Below are 17142 nucleotides of genomic sequence, written 5' to 3'. Positions count from 1 at the left end.
TTTGATAAATTATAAAATAAGGAATGAATTTTTTTAAAAAGATATTTTCATCAGAAAGAAAAGACTCTAATTTTACTGAAGAGGCTAAACAATCTTTAGACAAAGGTCTAGAGAAAAGTAAGTCGAGTTTCTTTTCTAAATTAACCAAAGCCGTTGCTGGTAAGTCTAAAGTTGACGATGAAGTTTTGGATAATCTAGAAGAAGTTTTAATATCATCTGATGTAGGTGTAAATACAACTTTAAAAATTATTGAGCGAATAGAAAAAAGAGTTTCTCAAGATAAGTATTTAGGCACCGAGGAATTAAATTTAATTCTAAGAGAAGAAATTGCAGGTTTATTATCTGAAACAAATACTTCTAATGATTCTGTTTTTTCAATTCCAACAGATAAAAAGCCGTATGTGATTATGGTAGTTGGGGTAAATGGAGTGGGTAAGACTACCACAATTGGTAAATTGGCTAATCAATTTAAAAACGCGGGTTATTCGGTTGTATTGGGAGCGGCAGATACATTTAGGGCTGCAGCAATTGATCAATTGCAAATTTGGGCTGATCGAGTAGGAGTCCCTATCGTAAAACAGCAAATGGGAAGTGATCCTGCTTCAGTTGCATTTGATACTTTGCAATCAGCAGTTGCTCAAAATGCAGATGTAGTTATTATTGATACAGCAGGTCGTTTACACAATAAAGTAGGTTTAATGAATGAATTGTCTAAAGTTAAAAAAGTAATGCAAAAAGTGGTAGAACATGCGCCTTCAGATGTATTATTAGTTTTAGATGGTTCTACCGGACAAAATGCATTCGAACAAGCCAAGCAATTTACAGCAGCTACTGAGGTAACTTGTTTAGCAGTTACTAAATTAGACGGTACAGCTAAAGGTGGTGTGGTGATTGGTATTTCGGATCAATTTCAAATTCCAGTGAAGTACATTGGAGTAGGTGAAGGGATTAATGATTTGCAAGTGTTTAATAAAATTGAATTCGTAGATTCATTCTTTAATTAATAGATACAATGAATTTTTTTAAAAATATGACCAATTCAAAGTTGTTATTAATAGGTATTATAGCAGCTTTTTTAGCCTTCCCCTTTGATCTAGAGTTTTTACGTTTCATGAAGAGTGAAAATCTATTTATGGGGTTGCGTTTAATTTCTTTTATTTTGATTTATTATGTTATCATTAAAGTAATAGAGAATAAAACCAAACCAAAAACTAAAAAATAAAATAGTATAGTAAACTCAAAAAATCCTCAAATGAGGATTTTTTTATGCTTAAATCTATATCCACAGCATAAAAAAAGTCCGATAGAATCTATCGGACTTTTTAATTTATATGTTTTGGAGAATTATTTTGCAATGTTAACAACACGAGTTTCTCTAATTACCGTAACTTTAACCTGACCAGGGTAGGTCATTTCAGTTTGAATTTTGTGTGAGATATCGAATGATAATGTAGCTGCCATTTCATCGCTAACTTTTTCACTTTCTACTAATACACGTAATTCTCTACCTGCTTGAATTGCATAGGCATTTTTAACACCTTGGAAGCCATAAGCGATATCTTCTAAATCTTTTAAACGTTGGATGTAAGAATCTAATACTTGTCTTCTAGCTCCAGGTCTAGCTCCAGAAATTGCATCACAAACTTGAACAATTGGAGAAATCAAATATTTCATTTCAATTTCATCGTGGTGTGCTCCAATTGCGTTGCAAACTTCTTCTTTTTCACCATATTTTTCAGCCCACTGCATACCTAAAATTGCATGTGGTAGTTCACTTTCAGTTTCAGGAACTTTACCTATATCGTGTAATAAACCAGCTCTTTTAGCTAACTTAACATTTAAGCCTAGTTCAGCAGCCATTAATCCACAAAGTTTAGCAACTTCTCTTGAGTGTTGTAATAAATTTTGTCCATAAGAAGAACGGTATTTCATTCGGCCCACAATCTTGATTAATTCTGGGTGTAATCCATGAATACCTAAATCAATTACAGTACGTTTACCCACTTCAATAATTTCTTCTTCAATTTGTTTTTGGGTCTTAGCAACCACTTCTTCAATACGAGCCGGGTGAATACGACCGTCAGTAACCAATTTATGTAATGCTAAACGGGCAATTTCTCTTCTTACTGGGTCAAAGCAAGATAAAATAATTGCTTCTGGTGTATCGTCTACAATAATCTCAACCCCAGTTGCAGCTTCTAAGGCACGAATATTTCTACCTTCTCTACCGATAATTCTACCTTTTACATCGTCAGATTCAATATTGAATACGGATACACAGTTTTCAATAGCTTCTTCAGTACCCACACGTTGAATGGTATTAATAATGATTTTTTTAGCCTCTTGTTGAGCCGTCATTTTAGCTTCTTCAATAGTTTCTTGAATATGAGCCATGGCATCTGTTTTCGCCTCAGCTTTTAAACTTTCAACTAATTGATTTTTTGCTTCTTCTGCAGATAATCCTGAAATAGCTTCTAATTGTTCAACTTGACTTTTGTGTAATTTATCAATTTCTTGAGTTTTCTTTTCTAAATAATCTACTCGATTATTGTAATCTTCAAGTTTTGTTTCTAATTCGTCGTTAAGTTTTTTATTCTTAGCTAATTCATTTGAAACTTGAGATTCTTTGTCTCTTGTTCTTTTTTCAGCTTCAGCAATTTTTTTGTCTTTAGCTAAAATTTCCTTTTCATGCTCCGATTTTAACTCTAAAAACTTTTCTTTAGCTTGTAATAATTTGTCTTTTTTGATAGATTCAGCTTCAGCTTTAGCGTCTTTTAATATAGATGCGGCCTCTTTTTTTGCATTTTTAATTAAGTTTGAAACATTGCTTTTTTCTAAAAATTTAGCAATTCCAAACCCAACTGCAATTCCGGCGACGATACTTAAAATAATTGTTAGTGTCATAATTTAATTGTTATATATAAAAAAAGCCTACATTAGGAGTTTGAATAAACTCGTATAAACAGGATTTGAGCTAGCGCACTGTTCAAGGATTTACACGAAGTAACATGCTTTAGTAGTGCAGATTTACTCTTTTAATAGTTAGTGTTGAGTTTATCAAAATTATACTAATGTAGGCAGTATCTTTGTTTTAAAATAAGAACGTATTTCTATTTAAGTAACAAGCTATCAATTTTGTCGTTTAATTTTTTTAATCGTTCAAAAGCATCTTCTAAGGATGTACTTTTGTCAATTTGATTTTGTTCAATCTGAGAAGCAAATTGTAATGCACACATGGCTAATACATCTTGTTTATCTCTAACTGCATAGCTTTCTTCAAATTTTCGTATCGTAGCATCTATTTTTTTAGAAGCAGTTCGTAAACCTTCTTCTTGTGCTGGTTCCACAGTTAAGGGATAAACACGATCAGCTATTGATATTTTAATTTTTAACTTTTCTGTCATTTTATTCAGAAAGTTGTGCTATACAATAATCGATTTCTCTAATTAAAGCGTTTATTTTTAGCTTAGTTTCTTTTTTATATTCATCACTGCCTAAAAGAGAATTGGTTATTTTCAAGCTTTCAAGCTCTTTTTCTAATGAATGAATTTTTTCTTCTTTTTGTTTCATTATCTCCTTAACCACTGATAATTCTTGAACTAAATCATTATTTAGCTTTTCAAAATTCTCCAATTTTTTTGATAATTTGAAGAATTTAACTTCAAGAGAATCAATTACTTTTGATAATTCACTCATTAATGCCAATTTCTTTTCTTGATTTTACAAATTTAAAACTACTAATTTAATTATCAATACTTTTTTTAAAAAAATTATAACTTATTTCTCTAAAATTCATTAATTAATTAGTAATCAGTTAACTGTTTGCTTTTTATAAAGTCGACAATCATAGTTGCAATAAGTTTTCCAGTTAGATGATTATTACTAGAATCATCTAAATCTGGAGCTCCTTCGCAAATGTGTAAATAGCCTACATTTTCTTCCTTTCCAAAAAAATGTATAAAATGACGTGCTTTTTCAACACTAAATCCACTTAAAGTCATTGCACTACTGTGTATGCCTGGAATTGCATCTAAATCTAATTCTAAACCAAAAGATGTATCACCTACAAATTTTAAAGCTGTTGTAAGTTCTGTTGAAAAACTTTTTTCTTTTCTAACGGCAATTTCTTCATAAGTATTGTACTTTACTCTTTCAGAAATCGATTTTAATGTATGGAATACGCTTTTAGAAACAAAATTTTCATGCAATCCAAAAATAAAATATTTTTTTAAGAATCCATCTTCAAAAGCATAGGTGAATCCATTTCCACTGTGGCGACCCTCCATAATTCTGAAGTCTGTATGTGCATCAAAATTTATTGCATTTACAGATTTTCCCTTAGCAAGTGCTAAGCCTTTTATATTTCCATAAGCATTATTGTGTCCACCTCCAATAATAATTGGAATTTTGCCGGTCTTAATTATGTTACAAATGATGTGTGAAACTTCTTTATCAATCTTTTCAACTAATTTGAACAATTGTTTTCGATCTTCTTTAATTGTTGCATCCAGATTAGAAGCAATTTCCATTTCTTCTGAAAAGTTAATTTCTCCGAGAGCTATTAATTCTCTTCCTTTGCAAAATTTATTATGTTGAAAATTGACTAAACTTTTTAAAGTGCTATGAAATGCTGAAGCTGTTCCAACTCTTCCAAAATTTGCTTTCACTCCAATATCTTCAGGTAGTCCTAATAGTACAAAATTTGCTTCACAATTTTTGATGAACTCAAATGGATTTTCATCTTTAGGGACTGTTAAAATTTTTTCACCAAATTTAACTTCACCACTTCTATGTTGTGTTAAACGGGCTAAATCATTAGCATTAAATATTTTTAAATTTTCCATTATTGCTTTAAAAATTGAATTCAAATATACTATTTTGCATAAAGAAATCGTTAATTATAGTGTAATAAAGTAAAAATAATCATATTTTTGTGAAACTCATAATCTAAATCTTATAGACAATGGAACTTAATCAATCAAATCCTAGAAATTCAGGGTTAAAAGCCGCAGTAGTTGTTTTATCATTACTTTTATTAGGAAGTTTAGCTTACATGTACAAATTAAAAAATGATAGTACAGAAGTTGAAACAAAACTTACCTCTGAAAAAGGAAAATTACAAGCTGAATTAGAGGCTAAAATTGCAGAATACGATAAAGCAATTGCGGATAACACTGCCTTAAAAGGAGAGTTAGAAGAGGAGCAGGCTAAAATGGTAGAATTGCTTGAAAAATTAAAAAAATCTGAAGGTGATGCTGCTTCAATGGCTAAATTCAAATCACAATATTTTCAATTGAAAAAAGATATGGATAATTTAGTTGCTGAGAATAATTCGTTAAAAGAAAAAAACGTAAAATTAACAAAAGATTTAGATAGTACTACTGTTGTTCTTTCTGATGCTAGAGTTCAAATTGATACACTTAATAATCAAAAAACAAGTTTAGCAAAAACGGTTGAAAAAGGACAAAAGTTGTCAATTTTAAATCTTCAAACGTTAGCAGTTAAACAAAGAAGTTCAGGTAAACAAATTGATACTGATAAAGCAAGTAAAGCAGATGTATTAAAAATAAGTTTTACAATTGCTGAAAATCAAATTGCTAAAACAGGTGATAAATCGTATTATGTTCAAGTAATTGACAGTAAAAGTAATGTTTTAGGTGAAAAGAAAATGGAAACTTATGGTGATAAATATTTATCGTATAGTTTTGCTAAAACTATTAAATATGAAAATAAAACTGTAACCGTTCAGGAAGATTTACCAGTTAAAAACATAGTAGGAGGTGCTTATTTTGTAAATGTATTTGATAAAGATGGAAATTTAGTTGCGAAGTCTTCATTTACACTTAGATAGTATAAAAATTATCTTAAAACATAAAAAAGGGAGCTCTTGAGCTCCCTTTTTTATTATTCAATTTTCGATTTTGCATCGGTAAATTTTTCATTTACTTTACTCCAGTTGATTACATTGTAAAACGCTTCAACATAATCTTTTCTTTTATTTTGATACTTTAAATAATAGGCATGTTCCCAAACATCTAAAGCTAAAACTGGTGTTCCTTTAATTTCTGCATTTGGCATCAATGGATTGTCTTGATTAACAGAAGTAGTTATAACCAATTTACCTGTTTTGTCTACAATTAACCAAACCCATCCAGAACCAAATAGTTTATTTGCTTTTTCAGAAAATTGAGTCCTAAAATTTTCAAATGAACCAAAGTCTTTGTTAATTGCTTCTAATATGGCGTCTTTTGGTTCGGTGTTGTTTTGACCTAGTATTTCGAAAAATAAGTTGTGATTGTAATATCCTCCGCCATTATTTCTAACATCATTATTTTTCAAATCAAGTTTAGTTAGAATAGCTTCAATTGATTTGTTAGCTAAGTCAGTTCCTTTTACAGCAGCATTTAATTTATTACAATAATTGACATGATGTTTTGAAAAATGGATTTCCATAGTTTGAGCATCAATAAAAGGTTCTAAAGCATTATAAGCATACGGTAATTTCATCATTTGAAAAGGGCCGTCTTGGTCTTCAGCTTTTACATTTTCTGGATTTCCAATGGCTGATTTAGTTTCTGTTTTTTCAGGTTCAGGAATAGTGACTTCAACTAATTCTTTATCTTTTTTGCATCCTGCAAAGCTTAGCATTGAGCCTAATAAAATTCCTGTAATAATTATCTTTTTCATAAGTTTTAGTTTTTATTGTTGTACAAAATTAAAAAAGATAAGCGTTACTGCCTATCTTTTAACAATTGATTAATGTTTTCAATATATTTTTCTTTAGCTTCATCTGCTGTAAGATGTCTTACTTGCATCCAAGCGTTTTGTTTAAATGCGGTAATTAATTCATCTGATTCATAGCCATGATGATTGTAGCTGATGTTTTCAGAAAGAGCCTGCTTGTAATAAGCATAAAGCACCAATTGTACGTCTTGTGGTACAGAAGTTTTAGGAATTTGTTCGTTGGCAATACGAATTGCTTCCTTAAATCTTTCGTCTAACGATTGTTTACTCATTTATTTTTTTACTGATTATAGTTTTATTACCAATAGCTTTATCGCCTAATTTTACATTGATAGGAGTTCCAATAGGTAAATAGATGTCAACACGAGATCCAAATTTAATAAAACCTGCATCTTTACCTTGTACTACTCTCATGCCTTCTTGTGCATAGTTTACAATTCTTCTTGCTAAAGCGCCAGCAATTTGTCGGTATAAAATTTCACCATATACTCTGTTTTCAATTACAACAGTAGTTCGTTCATTTTCTTCACTTGCTTTAGGATGCCAAGCTACTAAATATTTACCAGGATGGTATTTACTATATTTTACGATTCCGTTAACGCAATATCTTGTAACGTGAACGTTAATAGGCGACATAAAAATAGATACCATCAAACGTTTATCTTTAAAATATTCAGACTCATATACTTCTTCAATTACTACTACTTTGCCGTCAACTGGAGCTAGTATATGATTATCACTATTGTCGGCTATTCTTGTTGGATTTCTGAAAAATTGAAGAATTAATACTAAAAACACTAAAATTAAAGCACCAACAATTTTAAAAATAATTGGAAAATTTTCACTTAAAAAATAATCAGCTACAAAAACACCTAAAACAGATAAAAATGTGGCGATTAATATTATTTTGCCTCCTTCTTTATGAAACATAATTAAAATAAATTAAATAAAATATATATATAAATGGTGTAACGAAAATTACACTATCTAATCGATCTAATATACCGCCATGCCCTGGCATTATTGTACCACTGTCTTTAATTCCAGCTTCTCTTTTAAACTTCGATTCTATTAAATCACCTAAAGTTCCGAATATTGAAATTAACAAAGCGGTAACAACCCACAAAGTTACACTAAAAAAAGTATAAAAATAACTAATTATTATACTTGATAGAATAGTAAAAACTACACCTCCAATAAAACCTTCTATTGTTTTTTTAGGAGATATGCGTTCCATTAATTTGTTTTTACCTATTGTTTTTCCAACTAAATAAGCAAAAGTATCATTACACCAAATCATAATAAATATGGAAATGATAATTTTATGTTCAGATGGATTTTTAAAATTAGGTAAAAGTAGAAGTAAAATAAATGGAATAGTTATATATAAGAATAAATGATTAATTGTTTTATGGTATTTTGAAAAAGGGACATTTTTAAACAAGTTATTTAAAAGCATTAGATTAAAAATAACACTTCCTAGTGATAAATAGATGAAATTGAATGGATTGGATTTGCTAATATAAATAGCAATAGAAAGTAATATGCCTAATATAGCAAATATATAAGGATATTTAAAATTGGTCATCTTTGAAAATTCATAAATACTTAAGCACATAAAAATTGTAAAAAGTATATGAAAGCTCATAGAAGAAAATAATGTGCAAAAAATTAATAGTGCAACATATACACCTCCAGAAAGTGCTCTTGTTAATGTTTCGTTCATCTTATAAATCTTCTAACAGTAGCAAGTATAAATTTTTATGACAGCTTCCATAATGTAAGAAGTCTTCTTCAGTTGCTTTTTCAAAGTATTTAATAGCTGTGATGTTTGTTGGATATTCTCCGTTATATCTGTTTTTAATACTACGCATACCATCGCTTTTTGAAAGTAAAATTTGACTTGTTGAAGCAAAAACCACAATATTTGTTGGGAGCTCGTCAATTTTAAACTGTTTCAATTGTTTTGATGAAAAAAGAATGGAACCTTCGTCTGCAATTAAGTTTTCACATGAAGTAAAGAAGAAAGAAGGAGTAGTATTATCCGTATAATTTAATCTATTTTCATCTAAAAAATGAAATAATCTTGAATCAAAGCATTGTGCATTTGTTTCAAACCAATCATTTTCTTCTAATATGTTTTCAAAATTCTCATGAATTTCTCCAATATTTTCACAATAGATAAACTTACCGCCATTTTGTTTAAAATTAACAGTAAACAATTCATCTACAGGTAAATTTAAATCTGGCGAATAGGGACTTTTATGGTCTTTTTTATCTTGATCTTCGTTTTCTCCTTGAGTACCAAATATTTTCTTAAAAATATTCATTCTTTTCATCTAACGGTTCCTAACTTCCAAATATAAAAAAATCTTAATTTAAAATTGCTTTCAAATTAAGATTTTTTAAAATATTTTTTAACTAATTATTCTTCAGGAGTTTCAGGATTGTTATCACTTGAAGAATTTGTTAATGATTCTGTTGAACTATTTAAGATGTTTTCAGTGTTATTTTCTGTTTTTTTATCTTCAATAGTTTGGTTTTCAGTTTCAAACGGACGTTTACCAAAAATAGTTTCTAAATCATCTTTAAAAATTACTTCTTTTTCAATAAGTATATTCGCTAATTGTTCTAATTTTTCTCTGTTTTCAGATAAAATAGTAATTGCTCTTTGGTATTGTTCTTCAATTATAGCTGAAATTTCTTTGTCAATTACTTGAGCTGTTTCTTCAGAATAAGGTTTTGAAAAATTATAATCGCTCTGACCTGATGAATCATAATAAGTTATGTTACCTAACTTGTCATTTAAACCATAAATAGTTACCATAGCTCTGGCCTGACGCGTAACTTTTTCTAAGTCACTTAAAGCACCAGTTGATATTTTATCAAACACAACTTTCTCTGCAGCACGTCCACCCATTGTAGCACACATTTCATCTAACATTTGTTCTGTACGTACAATTTGTCTTTCTTCTGGTAAATACCAAGCTGCTCCCAAACTTTGTCCTCTTGGAACGATGGTTACTTTTACCAATGGCGCAGCATAACGTAACATCCAACTTACAGTTGCGTGTCCTGCTTCGTGAATAGCAATTGCTCTTTTTTCGTCTGGTGTAAGGATTTTGTTTTTCTTTTCTAATCCTCCAACAATACGATCAACCGCATCTAAGAAATCTTGTTTATTTACGGCTTTTTTATCTTTTCTTGCGGCAATTAAAGCTGCTTCATTACATACATTCGCAATATCAGCACCAGAGAAACCAGGGGTTTGTTTCGCTAAAAAGTCAGTATCTAATTCTTCTTCTTTCTTGATGTTTTTTAAATGTACCTCAAAAATTTCTTTACGTTCACGAATGTCTGGTAAATCAACATAAATTTGTCGGTCAAAACGACCTGCTCTCATTAATGCTTTGTCTAATACATCTGCACGGTTAGTAGCTGCCAATACAATAACATTAGTATCGGTTCCAAAACCATCCATTTCGGTCAGTAATTGGTTCAATGTATTCTCGCGTTCGTCGTTTCCGCCAGAAAAATTACTTTTTCCTCTTGCTCTACCAACGGCATCAATTTCATCAATAAATATGATAGCTGGCGCTTTTTCTTTTGCTTGTTTAAACAAATCTCTTACACGAGAAGCTCCAACACCCACAAACATCTCAACAAAATCTGAGCCTGATAAAGAGAAGAAAGGAACCTTTGCTTCACCAGCAACTGCTTTTGCTAATAAAGTTTTACCTGTCCCTGGAGGACCTACTAGTAACGCACCTTTTGGGATTTTACCACCAATGCTTGTATATTTTTCTGGATTTTTAAGGAATTCTACAATTTCTTGAATTTCTTCTTTAGCACCTTCCAAGCCAGCTACATTTTCAAACGTAATTCGCGTGTCGGTTTTTTCATCAAATAATTTAGCTTTTGATTTACCAATACTGAAAATTTGACCGCCACCACCTCCGGCACCACCCATTCTTCTCGACATAAAATAGAAGAATCCTATAATCAAAAAGGTAGGAAGTAAGAAAGTAATAATTTCACCCCAATCACTAGTTTCTTTAAAACTGTAATTAGAAATAAGTCTTTGGTCTTTTGCTTCTTTTAAACTTTTTTGAAACAATTCAGAAGAACCTATACTTTCAATTACAAAATGCGGGCCTTTTTTATTGTCTCTACTAAAAACATTGTTTTTACTTTTTCTAATTTGAGGATCATTTAGTCCTCGGTCGTTAAGAACAATTTCAGCCGATTTTTCATTATAAATAATGACATCTTTAATTTCATTTTTAGCTAATAATTCTTCGAATTTAGAAACAGAAATAGGTTCTGGAAATCCAAAAGAAGAAAATCCTTTATCAAAAAAGTTAATGGCTAAGAATAGCAAAATAATTAATGTTGGAAAAAACCAAGGACCTATTTTGTATACTTTAATTGTAGGTTTGTTTTTATTGTTCTCTGACATATTTTTTTAAAATTTATTTTCAAGCGATGTAATTTTAGCATCGCCCCAAAGGCTTTCAATATTATAATATTCTCTAATGTGCTTTTGAAATACATGAACCACAATGCTTACATAATCCATTAATACCCATTCACCATTTTCTGTGCCTTCTACATGCCAAGGTTTATCTTTTAATTCTCTAGAAACCCCTTTTTGTATAGAATTCACTATAGCATTCACTTGTGTATTTGAAGTTCCATTGCAAATTACAAAATAATCACAAACACGATTGTCGATTTCTCTTAAATCAAGAATATCAATATCTAATCCTTTTACATCTTCAATTCCCTTGATGATACATGTTAATAAATCATCAGTACTGTTATTTTTTGTCATCTATTATTTATTCGTTTTTTGCAAAGGTATCATTTTTGTTTTTACATTTGAAAATTAGTTTAGTAAATCAAAAAAAACTTCTATGCATATCATCAAACTCAATGCCATTGATTCTACCAATTCTTATTTAAAACAATTGTCAGTTCAACACTATCTTGAGAATTTAACAGTTGTTTTAGCAGAAAATCAAACAGCAGGAAGAGGGCAAAGAGGGGCTGAATGGCATGTAGAGCCGGGTAAAAACCTAACGTTCAGTGTTTTGGTTAAAAATGTATTGCGTGATTTTGAAGAAGTTTTTAATTTGAATGTGATTGTTGCAGTAACATTGCATCAGGCATTTTATAACTTAAAATTAACAAATTTAGCGATTAAGTGGCCGAACGACATTTTGTCAGAAAAAAAGAAAATTGCAGGTATACTTATTGAAAATCAAATCAAAAGTGATGGTGAAATTGTGTCAATCATTGGAATTGGAATCAATGTCAACCAAAGTAATTTTGAAAATTTACCACAAGCGAGCTCTTTTTTTAATCTAACTCAAAAAGAATGGGATACTGAATTGATTTTAACTACATTTTTAAAATTATTTCAACATAATATTAATAAGTATAATTCTGAAGGCGCACATTTTTTTTGGGACTACTACCAAAAGGCTTTATTTAGAAAAAACATTCCATCGGTTTTTGAAAATTTAAACGGAGTAAAATTCATGGGTAAAATCATACGAGTTACACCTCTTGGTTTACTTGAAGTTGAGTTGGAAAACGATACATTTGAATTATTCAGTATAAAAGATGTAAAATTACTTTATTAACGAATATCAAAGGTTTGTTAAAGTAAGTGAAATTTCTTTGTAAATCGTTACATTTGCATTCATTAAAAATAAAGTAAACTTTTCATGTTACAAAAAATACTTACCCCGCTTTTTTCCACGCGATTAATGGCTGTTTTATTTATTGTTTTTGCTGCTGCTATGGCTGCGGGTACTTTTATTGAAGATGCCTACAATACAGAAACTGCACGGATTATAATTTATAACTCATGGTGGTTCGAATTAATCATGGCGTTTTTTGTTATTAATTTTTTCGGAAATATTTATCGTTATCAGCTTCACAAAAAAGAAAAATGGGCCACATTATTGTTGCATTTGTCTTTCATTTTTATTCTTGTTGGTGCATTTGTAACACGATATGTAAGTTTTGAAGGAATGATGTTGATAAGAGAAGGTGGGTCTTCAAATGTAGTTTATTCTGACATGCCTTATATTACTGCATTTGTGGATGGTAAATACCAAGGTGAAATGAAAAGGAAAACCGTTCAAAAACAGGCGTTGTTTTCAAAAGCAGTATCGAATTCATTTTCAATTTCAGATAATTTTGATGGTGAACCGTTTGCAATTGAATTACAAGAATTCATCCTAAATGCCAAACAAACTTTTAAACCTAACGTTTCTGGAAAATTATATTTGAAATTAGTAGAAGCAAGTCAAGGGGGAAGAAAAGAACATTATTTAGTTGAGGGAGAAGTAAAAATGATCAATAATTTACTTTTTGCTTTTAACAAACAAACTAAAGGTGCCATTAATATTTTGAAAGTGGGTGACACGTTTCAATTAGAAACTCCTTTTGATGGTAATTTTATGCGAATGGCAGATAAAATGCAGGGTTCAGTAAGTAAAAATACGACTAGTCCGGTGATGTTCCGATCGTTATATAATATGGGTGGTATTCAATTTGTACTTCCAGAAATTCCTTCTAAAGGGGAATTGATTTTGGCTTCGGATGATAATTATAAAGATAAAGCAACGGATGATGCGGTTCGATTAAAAGTTACATCGCAAGGCAAAGAAGAAACAATCGTTTTGTTCGGTCAAAAAGGAAAACAAAGTGAACCAAAGAGTTTTAAATTAGGAAATTTAGAATTTACCTTGTTTTATGGAAGTAAAGTTTATGAAACTCCTTTTTCAATTAAACTAGAAGATTTTATTGCTGAAAAATATCCTGGAACAGAAAAAAGTTATTCTGCATTTAAAAGTAAATTAGAAATTCAAGATACTCAAGAACGAAAAACATTTAAAGATAGTGTTTTTATGAATCATATTTTAGATTACAGAGGGTATCGCTTCTTTCAAGCAGGATTTGATCCGGATGAACAAGGAACGCATTTGTCTGTAAACCATGACTTTTGGGGTACTTGGCTAACTTACATCGGTTATTTTCTTTTATATATTGGACTAATGGCAATTTTGTTTGATAAAAACACTCGTTTTGGAGATTTAAAGAAAAAATTAGACAAATTGAGAGCTAAAAAAGCAGCATTAAGTCTTCTTTTCTTTTTCTTCTCAATAGTTGGTTTTTCTCAAGACAATCATGATGGTCACAATCATGATGGACATAACCATGAAGGACATGTACATGAAACAGAAACTTCTTCAAAAACCACTGCGGCTCCTAAAATGCCAACAAAGGAACAAGCACTTCGTGAAATTAAAAAATACATGATTGACGCAGAAGAAGCTTCTAAATTTGGTAGATTAGTAATACAGGATGTGGGCGGAAGAATGAAACCTGTAAATACTTTTTCTTCTGAATTATTGCGAAAAGTTTCCAAAAACGACACTTTTGAGGGATATACTTCTGATCAGGTTTTGATTTCAATGACACAATTTCCTGAATATTGGTATCAAGTACCTATTATTTACTTAAAAAGAGGAAATGACAGTATTCGTAAAATAGCAGGAATTGATAAAGAAGCTAAATATGCTGCTTTAATTGATTTTTTTGATCAGTATGGGAATTATAAGTTAGTAAAGCAAACAGATGAAGCTTATAAAGCAGCAATTCCAAATCAATTTGAAAAGGATTTTATTGAAGTTGATAAAAAAATCAATTTATTGTATTCGGCTTTAAGTGGACAAATTTTAAAATTATTTCCATTACCTAATGACAAAAACAATAAATGGGTTTCTTATTTAGAAGTAAATCATAAAACAAATACACCTTTAGATATTGTTAAAAATGCATTGCCATTTTATTTAAATGAAGCAGCGGGTGCCTCTCAATCTAAAGATTATAAAACGGCAAATGAATTATTAAAAGGCTTAAGTGATTACCAAAAGAAGTTTGGTGCTAAAGTCATGTTGTCTGAAGATAAAATCAATACAGAGATTTTGTATAACAAATACGATATCTTCAAAAAATTATTTTCTTGGTATTTGTATGCGGGTGTTTTAATGTTCGTCTTCGTAATTTGGAAAATATTTAGTGATAAGAAATGGGTAAATGTTGCTGTAAAAGTTTCACATATTATTATTGCAATTTTGTTTGTTCTTCATTTAGGTGGATTAATTGCACGTTGGTATATCTCAGGACATGCACCTTGGTCTGATGCTTACGAAAGTATGATTTATGTAGCTTGGGCAACCATGTTCTTTGGGTTGGCTTTCGGGAGAAAATCGGAATTAACTGTGGCTTCAACGGCCTTTGTTACGGCTATTATTTTAATGGTGGCACATTGGAGTTGGATGGATCCGGCGATTGCCAATTTACAACCGGTTTTAAATTCGTATTGGTTAATGATTCACGTGGCAGTAATTGTAGCGAGTTACGGACCATTTACATTGGGAATGATTTTAGGGTTAGTGGCCTTATTCTTAATGATTTTTACAACCGAAAAGAACAAGAAAAAAATGGATTTATCGATCCAGGAAATTACCATTATTAATGAAATGGCTCTAACGGTTGGATTAGTGATGTTAACTATCGGAAACTTTTTAGGTGGACAATGGGCTAATGAAAGTTGGGGACGTTACTGGGGATGGGATCCAAAAGAAACATGGGCTTTAATTAGTATTATGATTTATGCATTTGTAATTCATGCCCGATTTGTTCCGGCGCTTCGTGGAAAATGGATTTATAACGTCATGAGTGTATTTGCTTTTGCCAGTATTTTAATGACTTATTTTGGTGTAAATTTCCATTTAAGTGGTATGCATTCCTATGCTTCAGGAGAGAAACAAAATGTAATTTATTATCTATATGCTGTAATTGTAGCATCTTTAATAGCTGCATTAGCGTATTGGAAGTATCGAAAATATTATAAGAAATAAAATTGAGCCTCTTTATGAGGCTTTTTTTTATGATTTATTTAATATTTGTTTTTTATGAATTTGTAAAAAGAATTGTAATTTTATAAATCTTTAGTAGTTATTTAATCGTAATTAAAGGAAACAAGATGATGTTGTTAATAAAATCGTTTATTTAAAACCATAATTGATTAAAAAGCAACTAAACTTAGGTCAAACTAACTTAGTTCAACATAAGTTTCCTCAAAAAAAATTAAACATATGAAATTATCCTATTTAATCCCTTTTCCAATTTTAGCTTTCTTAGCGTGTACACAAGTAAATAAGGATGCCCAAGTGTCTGAAATCAATCATTCAACAAGTATAACAAAAGATAAAGTCATGGAAAAAGAAACAATTTATTCTTTTAAAGTAAAAGATTTAGCAGGTGATGCGTTTGACTTTGCTTCTTTAAAAGGAAAAAAAATCATGATAGTAAACACCGCTTCTGAATGTGGATTAACTCCCCAGTACGAGCAATTACAATCGGTTTACGAAGAATACAAAGACAAGAATTTTGTCATAGTTGGTTTTCCTGCGAATAATTTTGGTGCACAAGAACCTGGTTCAAATGCTGAAATTGCTACATTTTGTAAAAAGAATTATGGGGTTACATTCCCGATGATGTCTAAAATTTCAGTTAAAGGTCAGGACATGCACCCAATTTACCAGTTTTTGACTCAAAAAGCTAAAAATGGTTTACAAGACAGTGAAGTGCAATGGAATTTTCAAAAATATTTAATTGATGAAAATGGACATTTAGCTAAAGTGATTTCGCCAAGAACTTTACCTAATGATAAAGAAATTATAAATTGGATTAAAGGTTAATTTTTACCAATTCTAATAAGAAGTGTTCCATAACTAATTATGGAACATTTTTTTATAGCATTTTTTGAACAATAACAGAATGGAGCCATCGATTGAATTTGTATCCCGATTCTTTTATAAATCCAACTTGTTCAAATCCATATTTTTTATGAAAATCAATACTGTTTACATTTTCTGAATCAATAACACCAATCATGGTATGCAGGCCTTGTTCTTTTGCTAATTCGATTAATTTACTAAGTAACGTATGTCCAATTCCTTTTCCAATGGCATTTTTATTTGCATAGACTGAATGTTCCACCGTAAATTTATAGGCTTCTCTGAACCTAAATTCACTGTAATATCCAAAGCCAACGACTTCATTATTTAGTGTGGCAACAATAACTGGAAAACCTTTTTTTATTTTATCATCAAAAATTTGAAGTTGTTGTTCTAAGGTTCTTGGGAAATAATCATATAAAGCCGTTCCGTTTAAAATTTGATCATTAATGATGTCTAAAATGATTGTGCAATCTTCATTTTGATACTTTCTGATTTTAATTTCCATTATTGCATAAATTTGAGATGTAAAAATACTAAATTAGACAAACAACTTTGTAAATTTGTAGTTCAG

Annotated in this window: 17 protein-coding genes and 1 other RNA gene; 5 read left to right on the top strand and 13 right to left on the bottom strand. The window is 30.3% G+C overall.

Features of this window, described 5'->3' with window-relative positions:
• Positions 1-23 precede the first annotated feature (23 nt).
• Positions 24-1004, top strand: a complete 981-nt coding sequence (ftsY, locus tag KQS_RS10035; RefSeq protein WP_014389075.1) for a signal recognition particle-docking protein FtsY — start codon at positions 24-26, stop codon at positions 1002-1004.
• A gap of 340 nt (positions 1005-1344) precedes the next feature.
• Here ftsY and rny read toward each other — a convergent pair whose 3' ends face one another.
• From rny to KQS_RS10010, 5 genes are all read right to left on the bottom strand, one after another.
• Positions 1345-2907 carry a ribonuclease Y gene (rny, locus tag KQS_RS10025; RefSeq protein ID WP_173391227.1) on the bottom strand — a complete coding sequence of 521 codons (1563 nt, stop codon included), beginning with the start codon at positions 2905-2907 and terminating at the stop codon, positions 1345-1347.
• Between the two features lie 43 nt (positions 2908-2950).
• Positions 2951-3054: non-coding RNA, 6S RNA (gene ssrS / locus KQS_RS14745), on the bottom strand.
• Positions 3055-3110: 56 nt separating this feature from the next.
• Positions 3111-3404, bottom strand: a complete 294-nt coding sequence (locus KQS_RS10020; RefSeq protein WP_014389072.1) for a cell division protein ZapA — start codon at positions 3402-3404, stop codon at positions 3111-3113.
• A 1-nt stretch (position 3405) separates the two neighbouring features.
• Entirely contained in the window at positions 3406-3696 is a 291-nt protein-coding gene (locus KQS_RS10015) for a hypothetical protein (protein WP_014389071.1), read from the bottom strand.
• 107 nt (positions 3697-3803) lie between these two features.
• Positions 3804-4844 (bottom strand): arginase family protein, encoded by a 1041-nt coding sequence (locus KQS_RS10010; RefSeq protein ID WP_014389070.1) that lies wholly within the window; start codon positions 4842-4844, stop codon positions 3804-3806.
• A gap of 119 nt (positions 4845-4963) precedes the next feature.
• On the opposite strand from KQS_RS10010, the gene KQS_RS10005 reads away from it, so the two are divergent.
• Positions 4964-5851 carry a hypothetical protein gene (locus KQS_RS10005; protein ID WP_014389069.1) on the top strand — a complete coding sequence of 296 codons (888 nt, stop codon included), beginning with the start codon at positions 4964-4966 and terminating at the stop codon, positions 5849-5851.
• A 53-nt stretch (positions 5852-5904) separates the two neighbouring features.
• Here KQS_RS10005 and KQS_RS10000 read toward each other — a convergent pair whose 3' ends face one another.
• The 7 genes from KQS_RS10000 to rsfS all read right to left on the bottom strand — a co-directional run bounded on the left by KQS_RS10000 (position 5905) and on the right by rsfS (position 11578).
• Complete coding sequence (locus KQS_RS10000) at positions 5905-6687, bottom strand: superoxide dismutase (RefSeq protein ID WP_014389068.1); 783 nt, start codon at positions 6685-6687, stop codon at positions 5905-5907.
• 44 nt (positions 6688-6731) lie between these two features.
• Positions 6732-7016: an acyl-CoA-binding protein gene (locus KQS_RS09995; RefSeq protein ID WP_014389067.1), complete on the bottom strand. Its 285-nt coding sequence runs from the start codon at positions 7014-7016 to the stop codon at positions 6732-6734.
• A complete protein-coding gene (locus KQS_RS09990; protein ID WP_014389066.1) occupies positions 7009-7674 on the bottom strand; it encodes a phosphatidylserine decarboxylase family protein in 666 nt (221 codons plus the stop codon). The genes KQS_RS09995 and KQS_RS09990 overlap by 8 nt, the downstream gene beginning before the upstream one ends.
• Positions 7664-8470: a phosphatidate cytidylyltransferase gene (locus KQS_RS09985; RefSeq protein WP_014389065.1), complete on the bottom strand. Its 807-nt coding sequence runs from the start codon at positions 8468-8470 to the stop codon at positions 7664-7666. The genes KQS_RS09990 and KQS_RS09985 overlap by 11 nt, the downstream gene beginning before the upstream one ends.
• 1 nt (position 8471) lies before the next feature.
• On the bottom strand, positions 8472-9074 hold the full coding sequence (locus tag KQS_RS09980) for a lactate utilization protein B/C (RefSeq protein ID WP_041252288.1): 603 nt from the start codon (positions 9072-9074) through the stop codon (positions 8472-8474).
• A gap of 95 nt (positions 9075-9169) precedes the next feature.
• Positions 9170-11203 (bottom strand): ATP-dependent zinc metalloprotease FtsH, encoded by a 2034-nt coding sequence (gene ftsH / locus KQS_RS09975; RefSeq protein ID WP_014389063.1) that lies wholly within the window; start codon positions 11201-11203, stop codon positions 9170-9172.
• A 6-nt stretch (positions 11204-11209) separates the two neighbouring features.
• Positions 11210-11578 (bottom strand): ribosome silencing factor, encoded by a 369-nt coding sequence (rsfS, locus tag KQS_RS09970; protein ID WP_014389062.1) that lies wholly within the window; start codon positions 11576-11578, stop codon positions 11210-11212.
• Positions 11579-11660: 82 nt separating this feature from the next.
• Here rsfS and KQS_RS09965 point away from each other — a divergent pair, with 82 nt between their 5' ends.
• The 3 genes from KQS_RS09965 (at position 11661) to KQS_RS09955 (ending at position 16529) form a co-directional block, all read left to right on the top strand.
• Positions 11661-12392 (top strand): biotin--[acetyl-CoA-carboxylase] ligase, encoded by a 732-nt coding sequence (locus tag KQS_RS09965; protein ID WP_014389061.1) that lies wholly within the window; start codon positions 11661-11663, stop codon positions 12390-12392.
• 84 nt (positions 12393-12476) lie between these two features.
• Complete coding sequence (ccsA, locus tag KQS_RS09960) at positions 12477-15686, top strand: cytochrome c biogenesis protein CcsA (protein ID WP_014389060.1); 3210 nt, start codon at positions 12477-12479, stop codon at positions 15684-15686.
• Between the two features lie 237 nt (positions 15687-15923).
• Complete coding sequence (locus KQS_RS09955; RefSeq protein WP_014389059.1) at positions 15924-16529, top strand: glutathione peroxidase; 606 nt, start codon at positions 15924-15926, stop codon at positions 16527-16529.
• 52 nt (positions 16530-16581) lie between these two features.
• On the opposite strand, the gene KQS_RS09950 is transcribed toward KQS_RS09955, so the two are convergent.
• On the bottom strand, positions 16582-17076 hold the full coding sequence (locus KQS_RS09950; protein WP_014389058.1) for a GNAT family N-acetyltransferase: 495 nt from the start codon (positions 17074-17076) through the stop codon (positions 16582-16584).
• Positions 17077-17142: the final 66 nt, after the last annotated feature.

This window comes from Flavobacterium indicum GPTSA100-9 = DSM 17447 (assembly GCF_000455605.1).
Taxonomy (GTDB): Bacteria; Bacteroidota; Bacteroidia; order Flavobacteriales; family Flavobacteriaceae; genus Flavobacterium; species Flavobacterium indicum.
Note: the sequence above shows the minus strand (reverse complement) of the source record. Positions and strands in the feature narration are given on the sequence as shown.